Raw genomic sequence first — 12,156 nt, forward strand, 5'->3', positions numbered from 1 at the left:
TCATTTCTCTGGGACGATTGGAATGTTGCCGTCAGCAACAGTCCTGTTTTCAAAGTGGACGCTGCCCCTCACCCTTGCCCTCTCCCCGTGCAGATACAAGGGGCAGCGCCAAGTTTCGGATGGTGTTGCCACATGACCAATATCGCCAACGCCCCTGCCCCACGCCACATTCCCGATCGGCTCGACAACCCTTTCATCGCGGCGGTCTTCTCCTGGGAGGCGCTGCTCGTCGCGGTGGCGGTCGCCATCTTTGCCGTCAACAGTTTTGCCTCGCCCTATTTCCTCGACGCGTGGTCGCTCTCGGACCTGACCTTCAACTTCACGGAAAAGGCGCTGATCGCGCTGGCCATGGCGCTGCTGATCATCTCCGGCGAAATCGACCTGTCGGTAGCCGCCATCATCGCGCTCGCCTCTACAATGATGGGCATGGCGGTGCAGGCCGGCGCCGGCACGCCGGTGCTGGTGGCAATAGGCCTCGTCGTCGGGCTCGGCTGCGGCGCCTTCAACGGGCTGCTCGTCACCAGGCTCGGCTTGCCTTCGATCGTCGTCACCATCGGCACGATGAGCCTGTTTCGCGGCATTGCCTTCATCATCCTGGGCGACCAGGCCTACAAGGGCTATCCCGCGAGCTTCGCCTTCTTCGGCCAGGGCTATGTCTGGTGGGTGGTGTCGTTCGAACTGACGCTGTTCCTGATCGCGGCAGTCGTCTACTGGTTCCTTCTGCACCGGACGAGCTTCGGCCGCCGGGTCTTTGCCATCGGCAACAACCCGGTCGCGGCGCAGTTTTCCGGCGTACGTGTCGGCCGCATCAAATTCATCCTATTTTGCCTGACCGGCCTGATGGCGGGCATCGCCTCGGTGCTGATCACCTCGCGGCTCGGCTCGACCCGGCCGTCCATCGCGCAGGGCTACGAGCTGGAAGTCATCACCATGGTGGTGCTCGGCGGCGTCAGCATCCTGGGCGGCGCCGGCAGCATTCTGGGTGTGGTGCTGGCGGCGTTCATCATGGGACTGGTGACCTTCGGCCTCGGCCTGCTCAACGTGCCGGGGATCGTCATGTCGATCTTCATCGGCCTGCTGCTGATCATCGTCATCGCACTGCCGATCCTGTGGCGGCGCGTACGGCGGGAGCGCTTTGCCTGATGCCCGAAAAATATGCGTTCAAGATGAAGCTCAATCCGGGCATGAAGGCCGAATACAAGAGGCGCCACGACGACATCTGGCCGTCACTCGTAGCGTTGCTGAAACAGGCCGGTATCTCCGATTATTCGATCCATCTCGACGAGGAGACCAACATACTGTTCGGCGTGCTGTGGCGACGCGATGACCACGGGATGGACGAATTGCCGAAGCATCCGGTGATGCAGCGTTGGTGGGCCGAGATGGCGGACATCATGGAGACCAGGCCGAACAACGAGCCGGTGGCGGTGCCGCTGGAAACAATGTTCCATATGGAATGACCAGCAACGTCGCCGTCATCGATATCGGCAAGACCAACGCCAAGGTGGCGCTGGTCGATCTCGCCACATCGAGCGAAGTGGCCCTGCGCACGGTGGCGAACGAGCCTGTTCGGCAAGGCCAGTACCCCCACCATGACGTCGAGCGGTTATGGGCGTTTATCCTCGGCAGCCTGGCCGAGATCGATCGCGAGCAGCGCATCGATGCGATATCGATCACCACCCATGGCGCAACGGGCGTGCTGGTCGACGCATCAGGCGAACTGGCGCTGCCGGTGCTCGACTACGAATTCGACGGGCCGGATGCCCTTGCCAGGGACTATGACACGATCCGTCCCGCGTTCTCCGAGACCGGCACGCCGCGCCTGCCGGCCGGCCTCAATCTCGGTGCGCAGCTGTTCTGGCAGCAGAAGCGCTTTCCGGCGGATTTCGCCAAAACCGCCGCGATGCTGATGTACCCGCAATACTGGGCCTTGCGCCTGACCGGCGTCGCCGCCAGCGAAGTGACGTCGCTCGGCTGCCACACTGATCTATGGAACCCGTGGAAAGCGGATTTTTCCTCGCTGGTCGACCGGCTGCAATGGCGACGGCTAATGGCGCCGGTGCGGCAGGCCAAGGACCGCCTGGGCCCGATCCTGCCCGCTCTGGCGCGGCAAACCCGCCTCGACCCGCAAACGCCGGTGTTTTGCGGCCTGCACGATTCCAACGCCTCGCTGCTGCCGCATCTCCTATCCGACAAGCCGCCTTTCTCCGTCGTCTCGACCGGCACCTGGGTGGTGTCGATGGCGGTCGGCGGCAGCAAGGTCACGCTCGATCCGGCACGCGACACGCTGGTCAATGTCAACGCACTCGGCGATCCCGTGCCGTCGGCGCGCTTCATGGGCGGCCGCGAGTTTTCCGTGCTGACCGAGGGCCAATCGGAGAACTGGACGGAAGACGATGTTGCTACCGTGCTGGCGCGCAAGACGTCCCTATTGCCTTCCACGCAACAAGGTTCGGGGCCGTTTCCGCATCGTACCGCATCATGGTTTAACGCGGACGGTATGAGCGCCGGCCAGCGCTTTGTCGCCATCTCGTTCTACCTGGCGCTGATGACCGCGACCTGCCTCGATCTGATCGGCGCGGACGGTCCCACCGTAGTCGAAGGACCCTTCGCCCGCAACCGGCTGTTCACCCGCATGCTGGCTGCGGCGACTGCGCGCGCCGCCATTGCCTCCGAGGCTGCGACAGGCACCAGCATCGGCGCCGCGCTGCTGGCGTCGGACCGGGGGACACCGCAAGGCAGAGGCGAAAGGACCGAACCCTCGGCCGATCCGGTCTGGACAAGTTACGTGCGCTCCTGGCGTTCGGCGTTCGACGAACGAGCCTGACCGCCGAGCTCATGGCGTCCTGATGTTCGGAGATGCCTAGCCCACGTAGAGCAATCCTTGTGGATCGATCTCCGGCTTGCGGCCGGCAACGAGGTCGGCGAGGAACTTTCCCGAACCGCAGGCCATGGTCCAGCCGAGATGGCCGTGGCCGGTGTCGAGGTAGAGATTGTCGTACCGCGCCCGGCCGATGACCGGCACGGAGTTCGGCATCATCGGGCGAAGTCCAGCCCAGAGCTCGGCCTTGCTCTCGTCGAAAGCCCCGGGGAACAGGTCTTTGCCGGTGTTCAGGATCGAGTTGAAATCGCGTGGCTTGAACGTGCGGTCGAAACCGGTGAACTCCGCCGTCGAGGACATCCGCAGCCGGTTTCCCAGCCTGGAATAGCCGATTAGCCGGTCCTCGTCGGCGCCGCCCATGATCGGCCCCTTGCTTTCATCTTCCAGCGGAACAGTCACGGTATAGCCCTTCACCGGATAGACGGGCAGATCGATGCCGTAGCGGCGGCCGAGCAGACCGCTCTCCGGCCCCATCGAGATGACCACCGCATCGCCGGCCACCGGGCCGGCCGAGGTCATCACCGCGAGCACGCGGCCGCCGTCGATGTCGAGGCCTTCGACCGTCGTGCCGTAGAGGAACTGGACGCCGAGTTTTTCGGCGGCATAGGCAGCGACGCGCTGCGTGAATTGGCTGGAGTCGCCGGTCTGGTCGATCGGCGAATAGACGCCGCCGGCTATCTTGTCCTTCGCGGCGGCAAGGCCGGGCTCGAGCTCGACCAGCCGGTCGCGGCCGACGATCTCGATCGGCAGGCCGTGTTCGCCGAGATAGCGGTAATTGTCGGTGCCGGTATCAAAGCTCTGCTGCGAGCGGAAGAAATACAGAATGCCCTTCTTGCGCTCGTCATAGCGGATGCCGGTCTCGGCGGAGACGGCGTTGATGCAGTCGCGCGAATAAAGCGCCAGACGCAGCTTGACATCGGTGTTGGCGCGCATGCGCTTATGCGTGCACTGGCGCAGGAAGCGCAGGCTCCAGGCGAAAAAATACGGATCGAAGCGCAGCCGCACCTTGATGCCGAGATCGTGGTTGTAGAGGCCGCGCAGGAACGTCTTCAGCGCGGCTGGCGAGGCCCAGGCGGTGGCGTCTCCGGGCGACACCAGGCCGGCATTCGACCGGCTGGTGCCGCGTGCTGCCGCCGGATGGCGCTCGATCACCGTCACCTCATGGCCGTCGCTGGCCAGATAATAGGCCGCCGCCGTACCGACGACGCCGGCCCCAAGTACCAGGATTTTCATTCCGCCCCCAGCGCGCCGAACCAACCTTTGCGGAGAGCCCGCTTCACCCCAGAGCCGAATTCTTGCTGGTCAGGATGCGCTCCCAGGCAAGCGCATCGGCAACGATCTGGTCGAGGTTGTCGCGCTGCGGGGTCCAGCCGAGCTCACCGCGCGCCAGCTCCGAATTGGCGACGACCGCGGCGGCGTCGCCGGCGCGGCGATCGCCCATCCGTACCTCGAAATCATGGCCGAAGACGCGGCGGACGCTGTCGATGACCTCGAGCACCGAATAGCCATGGCTGTAGCCGCAATTGGCGACCAGGCTCGATCCGCCGGCACGCAGCCGCTGAAGCGCCAGCCGATGCGCCGCCGCCAGGTCGCTGACGTGGATATAGTCGCGCATGCAGGTGCCGTCCGGCGTCGGATAGTCGCTGCCGAACACCTGCATGAAGGAGCGCTTGCCGAGCGCCGTCTCGCAGGCGACCTTGATCAGATGCGTGGCACCGGGCGTCGACTGGCCGGTGCGGCCCTTCGGATCGGCGCCGGCGACGTTGAAATAGCGCAGCGCCGTATAGCGCAACCCGTGGGCAATCGCCGCGTCGCGCAGCATCCATTCGCTCATCAGCTTGGACAGGCCATAGGGCGATTCCGGCGCAAGCCGGGCATCCTCGCGTACCGGCTCCAGGCCGGCGCCGCCATAGACGGCGGCGGTCGAGGAAAAGATGAAATCGGGCACGCCTTCGCGCACCGCGGTCTCGATCAAGGTGCGCGTCTTGCAGGTGTTGTTCTCGTAATAGGCAAGCGGGTCGGCGACCGATTCGGGGACCACGATCGAGCCGGCGAAATGGATGATCGCGTCGACCTTATTGTCGCGGATGATCGAGGCAACCAGTTCCCTGTCGGCGACGTCGCCGACGACGAGCTTTGCTTCCGGAGCCACTGCCCATTCAAAGCCGGTGGAAAGCCGGTCGAGGACGACGACGCTGTCGCCCGTGTCCAGCAATTCCCAGACCATATGGCTGCCGATATAGCCGGCCCCGCCTGTCACCAACACCGTCATCCGCATCCTCGCTCTTCATGATTTGTCGGAACTGTCTCAATCGTCGCCTTACTGGAAAACCTGCCGCCGAGCCATTAGAACCTGCGGTAACCGGTCTCATCGGCGCGTGGCATTGTCCTGAAACAAGATTGATCCACATCAAGGGAATAGGCCACGTTCCGTGGTCGTTAGGAACAGGCTCGGGGCGTGGCATTTTGACCAAAAAGGCCAAGTGGACGACGAATGGGCCAATGACTATGATCGCGCGCAAAATTGGGAAGGCGACATGAATTACCAGCGGTTTTTCGAGGAAGCGATCGACCAGCTCCATGCAGAGCGTCGCTACCGCGTCTTCGCCGACCTTGAGCGTATCGTCGGGAAATTCCCGCGCGCCATCTGGCGCGCCAATGGCCGCGCCGAGGAAATCACCGTCTGGTGCTCCAACGATTATCTCGGCATGGGCCAGCATCCCGATGTCATTGCCGCGTTCCAGAAGGCGGCAGGCAAGATGGGGTCGGGCGCCGGCGGCACCCGCAACATCTCCGGCACCAGCAACCCGCTGGTCGAGCTCGAACTGGAGCTGGCCGACCTGCACGACAAGGAAGCGGCACTGGTTTTCACCTCCGGCTTCGTTTCCAACGAGGCGTCGATCTCGACCATTGCAAAGCTGCTTCCCAATTGCCTGATCATCTCGGACGAACTCAACCACGCTTCGATGATCGAGGGCGTGCGGCGCTCGGGCGCCGAGAAGAAGATCTTCCGCCATAATGATGTCGCGCATCTCGAAAGCCTGCTGCAGACGGCCGGCCGCGAGCGCGCTAAGCTGATCGTCTTCGAGAGCGTCTATTCGATGGACGGCGACATCGCGCCGATCAAGCAGATCGTCGAGCTCGCCGAGCGTTACAACGCCATGACCTACATCGACGAGGTCCACGCCGTCGGCATGTACGGGCCGCGCGGCGGCGGCATCACCGAGCGCGAAGGGCTGGCCGACCGCATCGACATCATCGAGGGCACGCTGGCCAAGGCGTTCGGCACGCTTGGCGGCTACATCGCCGGCAACACTGCGGTGATCGACGCGGTGCGCTCCTATGCGCCGGGCTTCATCTTCACCACGGCGTTGCCGCCGGCGATCGCTGCAGCGGCAACCACCTCGATCCGCCATCTCAAGCGTTCGCAGGCCGAGCGCGACGCGCAGCTGCGCCAAGCGACACGGACCAAGCAAGTGCTGGCCGCAGCCGGCCTGCCGGTGATGGAATCGCCTACCCACATCGTGCCGCTTCTGGTGGGCGATCCCGAGCTCTGCAAGATGGCCAGCGACCGCCTGCTCGGTGTGCACGGCATCTATATCCAGCCGATCAACTACCCGACAGTGCCGCGCGGCACCGAGCGGCTGCGCATCACGCCTACGCCGTTCCATTCGGACGCGCTGATTGCTTCCCTGCAGGACGCGCTGGTCGAGACATGGGACGCGTTGGGGATTCCCTACGGTTCGGCCGGCCGGCCTTCAGTAGCCAAGAGCGACCGCGTCATTCCGTTGCTGGTGCCGAAGTCGGGCGGGTGAAGCCCGTTTGAAACTCTACTCAGGCTTTGAGGCAGCTCACACACTCGTCATCCATTTCGCCAGCCGGTGCGCGGCTTCTTCGAGCTGGTCGAGGCGGCGGTGGAAGCACAGCCTGAGGAAGGCTTCGCCGCCGGGGCCGAAGGCGGTGCCGGGGGCCAGGCCGACATTGGCGCGGTCGACCATGTCGAAGGCGGCGGCGCGGGAATCGGTGACGCCGTCGACCGCGAAGAACAGATAGAATGCGCCCTGCGGCACGGTGAAGCGCGCCCGGCCGGTTTCGGCAAGAATACCGCAGACCAGGTCGCGCGCCGCCCTCGCCCGCTCCACCTGCTCGACGATGAAGGCATCGCCCTCATCCAGCGCAACGACGGCCCCGCGCTGCATGAACTGGGCAACGCCGGAAGTCGAATACTGGACCAGGTTTTCGAACACCTGCTGCAAGGTGGGATGGATCTTGATCCAGCCGATGCGCCAGCCGGTCATCGCCCAGTTCTTGGAAAAAGAATTGACGAACAGAATGCGGTCCTCATCGGCCATGATGTCGATGAACGACGGCGCGCGGCCGTGGCCGTAATGAAACAGCGAGTAGATCTCGTCGGCGATAATCCACAGACCCCTTTGGCGGGCAAGATCGAGGATCGCCTGCAACGTTTCCTTGTCGGCAGTCCAGCCGGTCGGGTTGGACGGCGTGTTGACGAACAGCGCCTTGGTCCGTGGCGTGATCGCCGCTGCGATCTTGTCGACATCGCAGGACCAGCCATTGCCCGACTGATCGAGCGTCACCGCGACTGGCACGGCGCCGGCTACCCCGGCGGCGGCGGCGAAGTTCGGCCATGCCGGCGACAGGTAGACGAGTTCGTCGCCCTTGCCGGCCACCGCGTCGATGGCCAGCTGGATGGCATGCATGCCGGAGCCGGTGACGATGAATTCTTCGTTGGCGAAAGTCTTGCCGAAATGCCTGGTGTAGTAGCGGGCGAGCGCCTGCCTGAGTTCGGGAATGCCTCTCTGCCAGGTATAGAAGGTTTCGCCGCCGGCGAGTGCCTTGGCGGCGGCATCGGTGATGAAGGCGGGCGTCGGCAGGTCACCCTCGCCGGCCCAGAGCGGGATCATGCCGTCGCGGCCGCGGCCACGGTTCATGACGGCGACAATGCCGCTTTCAGGCGCCGCCCGAGCCTCGGCGCGCAAGGTATCGATCAAGGTCATGGATAGGTCCGTTTTCGTTTGCTCGACTGCTAGCGTGTTTCAGGGCGGGCGAAAACAGAAAACCCCGGCCGCAAGCGACCAGGGTTTTGGTCCAGAGAGGTTCTCGCAAGTGCTATTTTCTGGCGAGGAGATCGCGAATTTCGGTGAGCAGCGCGACGTCGGCTGGCGGCGGAGCGGCCGGGGCAGCCGGTTTTTCGCGCTCCAGCCGCTGGCGCAGATTGTTCACCGCTTTGATCATCAGGAAGATGATGAAAGCGAGGATAAGGAAGTTCAGCGCCACGGTGATGAAGCTGCCATAGGCGAAGACAGCGCCCTGTTTCTTCGCATCGGCCAGTGAGGTTGCATTCACCGCGGAAGACAGGGGTATGAAGTAGTTGTTGAAGTCCAGTCCTCCGAAGATCGCGCCAACAATAGGCATGATGATGTCGTCGACCAGCGAGGTGACGATCTTGCCGAAGGCAGCGCCAATGATGACGGCGACGGCCAGGTCCATCACATTGCCCCTGGAAATGAATTCCTGAAACTCTTTCAGCATTCGACTCCTCCTTGTCCTGACCGGCCGTTCTGCCGTCCGCTCCTCGGCATTGACCGGCCAGCAGAATAGCAAAAACCTGCGGTTGCAACAGGAGCAAAAGCTGGTTTCAGCCGGTCACGATTGCCTGACGCAGCCGCTATAATACGCCGAAAGCCGCGATGGACTCGATCGCCAAGCTGTGATTGCGTCAGCAAGGCCGGATGAAAAGCCGGCGCAGGGAGGAAGTTCGAGGCGTGCAGGGCTGGTTCATCGTCATCATCGCGATTGCCTATGTGACGTTGCTGTTTGCCATCGCCAGCCTGGGCGACCGGCGCTCGACTTCATCCGGCCCCGGCCGCGCCCGGCCCTTCATCTATGCGCTCAGCCTTGCCATCTACTGCACCTCCTGGACCTTCTTCGGCTCGGTCGGGCTGTCCTCCGAGCGCGGCCTCGAGTTCCTCGGCATCTATATCGGACCGGTGCTGGTGTTTGTGTTCGGCTTTCCGCTGCTGCAGCGCATCATCAGGCTGGCCAAGACCGAGAAGATCACCTCGATCGCCGACTTTCTCGGCGCCCGCTACGGCAAGAGTTTTGCTGTCGCGGCGATCGCCACACTGATCGCGACCATCGGGGCGGTGCCCTATATGGCGCTGCAATTGAAGGCAATCTCCGGCTCGGTCAGCCTGATGGTCGAACACTATACCGGCGCGCCGCCCTCCTTCGATCCGTTCGTCAGCGACATCTCACTGGTCGTGGCCATGCTGCTGGCGCTGTTCGCGGTGCTGTTCGGCACGCGCCATGCCGACGCCACCGAACACCAGGACGGGCTGGTGCTGGCTGTGGCAGTCGAAACGGTGGTCAAGCTCGCCGCCTTCCTGGCGATCGGCCTGATGGTCACGTTCTTGATCTTCGGCGGGCCGGGCGACATGTTCGACCGGCTCGCCGAAAACACGCAGGTGCGCCAGGCGATGGGCTACAACACCTCCCTCGCTACCTGGCTGGTGCTGACATGCCTGAGCGGCTTTGCCATCCTCATGTTGCCGCGCCAGTTCTACGTCACCATCGTCGAAAACCGCAGCGAGGCCGAGCTGCGCACCGCGACATGGGTGTTTCCGCTCTATCTGGTGGCGATCAACCTGTTCGTGCTGCCGATCGCGCTAGCCGGCCTGGAACTGGTCGGCACGAGAACCAGCAGCGACCTCTATGTGCTGTCACTGCCGCTGTTCAGCGGCCACGACGTGCTGGCCATGGCCGCCTTCATCGGCGGCCTGTCGGCGGCGACCGCAATGGTGATCGTCGAGAGCGTCGCGCTGTCGATCATGATCTCCAACGATCTGGTCATTCCTCTGTTCGTGAGGCGATTGCTGCGGACCACGACCTCCGAGAACGAGGACTGGTCGACGCTCATCTTGAATGTGCGGCGGGCGGCGATCTTCATCATGCTGTTTATCGCCTTCCTCTACTACCGCGAGAGCACCAACAACGCGCGTCTGTCCTCGATCGGCCTGATGTCGTTCGCCGCGATCGCGCAGTTCGCGCCGGCAATGATCGGCGGCCTGGTCTGGCGCGGCGCCAACGGCCGGGGTGCCGCACTCGGCATGGTCGCCGGCATCGTCGTCTGGAGCTACACGCTGCTGCTTCCCTCGCTCGTCGCGCCCGATACCGGCATCCTCGTCCACGGCCTGTTCGGCTTAGATGCGTTGCGGCCGCAAGCTCTTTTCGGCACCGTCGCCGAGCCGCTGAACCATGGCGTGCTGTGGAGCCTGTCGATCAACACGCTGTTTTTTGTGTTCGGCTCGCTGTCGCGGGCGTCGGTGCCGCTGGAGCGCATCCAGGCGTCGATCTTCGTGCCGCGCGAGGCGGGGCCGCTGCCGAGCCTGCGCCGCTTCCGCACCACCATCACCGTCAACGACCTCAAGGACACGATCGCGCGCTATCTCGGTGTCGAACGCACCGAGCGGTCATTCCAGTCATTCGAAAAGAGCAGCGGCACTTCACTGCACGGCAACGAGCAGGCCAGCATGGATGTCATCCGTTTCTCCGAGCAGCTTCTGGCCAGCGCCGTCGGCTCGTCCTCGGCGCGGCTGATCCTGTCGTTGCTGCTGCGCCGCAACGACCGCGAATCCAAGGACGCCTTCCGCCTGCTCGACGACGCCACAGAGGCGCTGCAGCACAATCGGGACCTGCTGCAGATCGCGCTCGACCAGATGGAACAGGGCATCACTGTCTTCGACCGGGATTTTCGGTTGATCTGCTGGAACCGCCAGTACCGGGCGCTGTTCGACCTGCCCGACGAGATGGGCCAGGTCGGCGTCTCACTCGATCGTATCCTGCGCCACCTTGCCGAGCGCGGCGATATACCGGCAGATCAACGCGTTACCATGCTGAACCGCCTGACCAGCTTCGTCAGCCCCTGGCAGATGGAGCTGAAGACCAGCGGGCGCATTCTCGAATTGCGCTCCAACCCGATGCCGGACGGCGGCATCGTCGCCACCTACGCTGACATTTCCGGACGCGTCGAGCAGGATCTGGCGCTCAAGCGCGCCAACGAATCCCTGGAACAGCGGGTGAAGAGCCGCACCGCCGAGCTCACCCGCGTCAACGAGGAGCTGGCGCAGGCGCAGATGCTGGCCGAGGAGGCCAATCTCGGCAAGACCCGCTTCCTCGCTGCCGCCGGCCATGACATCTTGCAGCCGCTGAACGCCGCCCGCCTCTATTGCTCGTCGCTGATCGAGAAGACCGGCAAGGGGCCCGCCGGCAAGGCGGCGATGAACATCGAATCGTCGCTGGAATCGGTCGAGACCATCCTCGGCGCGGTGCTCGACATTTCGCGCCTCGATGCCGGCGCGATGAAGCCGGACGATACGACCTTCGGCCTCGACGGGCTGCTGCGCCAGATCGGCAACGACTTCCGGCCGCTTGCCGCCGAAAAGAAGCTCGAGCTCTCGATCATGCCGTCGTCGCTCAGCGTGATGACGGACCGCAATCTGCTGCGCCGCCTGATCCAGAACCTGGTCTCCAACGCCATCAAGTATACGCGCCGTGGCCGTATCCTGGTCGGCGTGCGGCGGCGCGGCGAACTGGCCGAGATCCAGGTGATCGACACCGGCATCGGCATTGCCGGCGACAAGCTGAACACCGTGTTTCGCGAATTCACCCGGCTGGACGAAGGCGCACGCGAGGCGGAAGGCCTTGGCCTTGGGCTCTCCATTGTCGACCGCATCGCCCGCGTCCTGCGCCTCGAAGTCCGGATCTTTTCCAACCCCGGCAAGGGCACACGCTTTTCCGTGCTGCTGCCTGTGGCGGCCGTGCAGGCGCCGCGACGCGAGGCGGAGGCGAAGCCGCCTGCCCGTGCCGCGGCCTCGCTTGCCGGGCTCTATGTGCTCTGCATCGACAATGACGGCCGCATCCTCGACGGCATGCGGCTCCTGCTCGAGGGCTGGGGCTGCAGCGTCGACACGCTTTCCGGCGCGGAGGAGCTCGACAGGTCCGGCATGCATCGGCCGGACATCGTGCTTGCCGACTATCATCTCGACAACAGGACCGGCCTCGAATTGATCGCCCAGCTGCGTGCGATCCATGGCGAGGACCTGCCGGCCGTGCTGGTCACCGCCGACCGCTCCAGCGAGGTTCGCGCCGCTGCTGGCAGGCTCGACGTGCCGGTGATCAGCAAACCGCTGAAACCGGCGATGCTGCGCTCGATGATGGCCAGGGTCAGGCCGCTGGCGCCGGCGGCCGAATAG

At 64.1% G+C, this 12,156-nt stretch carries 9 protein-coding genes; 5 read left to right on the forward strand and 4 right to left on the reverse strand.

Features of this window, described 5'->3' with window-relative positions; genetic code table 11:
• Positions 1-141: 141 nt before the first annotated feature.
• From NKH80_RS05770 to NKH80_RS05780, 3 genes are read left to right on the forward strand one after another with little or no spacing between them, the layout of a single operon-like run.
• The gene (locus NKH80_RS05770; protein WP_352990427.1) at positions 142-1,143 is read left to right on the forward strand and encodes an ABC transporter permease; all 1,002 of its coding nucleotides are present in this window, start codon (positions 142-144) and stop codon (positions 1,141-1,143) included.
• Positions 1,143-1,460, forward strand: a complete 318-nt coding sequence (rhaM, locus tag NKH80_RS05775; RefSeq protein ID WP_352506206.1) for an L-rhamnose mutarotase — start codon at positions 1,143-1,145, stop codon at positions 1,458-1,460. The genes NKH80_RS05770 and rhaM overlap by 1 nt, the downstream gene beginning before the upstream one ends.
• The gene (locus tag NKH80_RS05780) at positions 1,457-2,827 is read left to right on the forward strand and encodes an FGGY-family carbohydrate kinase (RefSeq protein WP_352990190.1); all 1,371 of its coding nucleotides are present in this window, start codon (positions 1,457-1,459) and stop codon (positions 2,825-2,827) included. The genes rhaM and NKH80_RS05780 overlap by 4 nt, the downstream gene beginning before the upstream one ends.
• 36 nt (positions 2,828-2,863) lie before the next feature.
• Here NKH80_RS05780 and NKH80_RS05785 read toward each other — a convergent pair whose 3' ends face one another.
• Together NKH80_RS05785 and galE are read right to left on the reverse strand one after the other, a co-directional pair.
• Positions 2,864-4,114 (reverse strand): D-amino acid dehydrogenase, encoded by a 1,251-nt coding sequence (locus NKH80_RS05785; RefSeq protein WP_352990193.1) that lies wholly within the window; start codon positions 4,112-4,114, stop codon positions 2,864-2,866.
• A gap of 43 nt (positions 4,115-4,157) precedes the next feature.
• Positions 4,158-5,153, reverse strand: a complete 996-nt coding sequence (galE, locus tag NKH80_RS05790) for a UDP-glucose 4-epimerase GalE (protein WP_352990196.1) — start codon at positions 5,151-5,153, stop codon at positions 4,158-4,160.
• Between the two features lie 265 nt (positions 5,154-5,418).
• On the opposite strand from galE, the gene hemA reads away from it, so the two are divergent.
• Entirely contained in the window at positions 5,419-6,696 is a 1,278-nt protein-coding gene (gene hemA, locus NKH80_RS05795) for a 5-aminolevulinate synthase (protein ID WP_254816350.1), read from the forward strand.
• Positions 6,697-6,732: 36 nt separating this feature from the next.
• Here hemA and NKH80_RS05800 read toward each other — a convergent pair whose 3' ends face one another.
• Together NKH80_RS05800 and mscL are read right to left on the reverse strand one after the other, a co-directional pair.
• Positions 6,733-7,899 (reverse strand): pyridoxal phosphate-dependent aminotransferase, encoded by a 1,167-nt coding sequence (locus tag NKH80_RS05800; RefSeq protein WP_352506201.1) that lies wholly within the window; start codon positions 7,897-7,899, stop codon positions 6,733-6,735.
• Between the two features lie 112 nt (positions 7,900-8,011).
• A complete protein-coding gene (mscL, locus tag NKH80_RS05805; RefSeq protein ID WP_352506200.1) occupies positions 8,012-8,434 on the reverse strand; it encodes a large conductance mechanosensitive channel protein MscL in 423 nt (140 codons plus the stop codon).
• Positions 8,435-8,667: 233 nt separating this feature from the next.
• On the opposite strand from mscL, the gene NKH80_RS05810 reads away from it, so the two are divergent.
• A complete protein-coding gene (locus NKH80_RS05810) occupies positions 8,668-12,156 on the forward strand; it encodes a PAS domain-containing hybrid sensor histidine kinase/response regulator (RefSeq protein ID WP_352990430.1) in 3,489 nt (1,162 codons plus the stop codon).

This window comes from Mesorhizobium sp. M0904, from assembly GCF_040319475.1.
In the GTDB taxonomy this organism is placed as follows: domain Bacteria; phylum Pseudomonadota; class Alphaproteobacteria; order Rhizobiales; family Rhizobiaceae; genus Mesorhizobium.

Coding starts and splice junctions, on each gene's coding strand:
- rhaM (WP_352506206.1), top strand. CDS start 1,143: ATGCCCGAAAAATATGCGTTCAAGATGAAGCTCAATCCGGGCATGAAG.
- NKH80_RS05780 (WP_352990190.1), top strand. CDS start 1,457: ATGACCAGCAACGTCGCCGTCATCGATATCGGCAAGACCAACGCCAAG.
- NKH80_RS05785 (WP_352990193.1), bottom strand. CDS start 4,114: ATGAAAATCCTGGTACTTGGGGCCGGCGTCGTCGGTACGGCGGCGGCC.
- galE (WP_352990196.1), bottom strand. CDS start 5,153: ATGACGGTGTTGGTGACAGGCGGGGCCGGCTATATCGGCAGCCATATG.
- hemA (WP_254816350.1), top strand. CDS start 5,419: ATGAATTACCAGCGGTTTTTCGAGGAAGCGATCGACCAGCTCCATGCA.
- NKH80_RS05800 (WP_352506201.1), bottom strand. CDS start 7,899: ATGACCTTGATCGATACCTTGCGCGCCGAGGCTCGGGCGGCGCCTGAA.
- mscL (WP_352506200.1), bottom strand. CDS start 8,434: ATGCTGAAAGAGTTTCAGGAATTCATTTCCAGGGGCAATGTGATGGAC.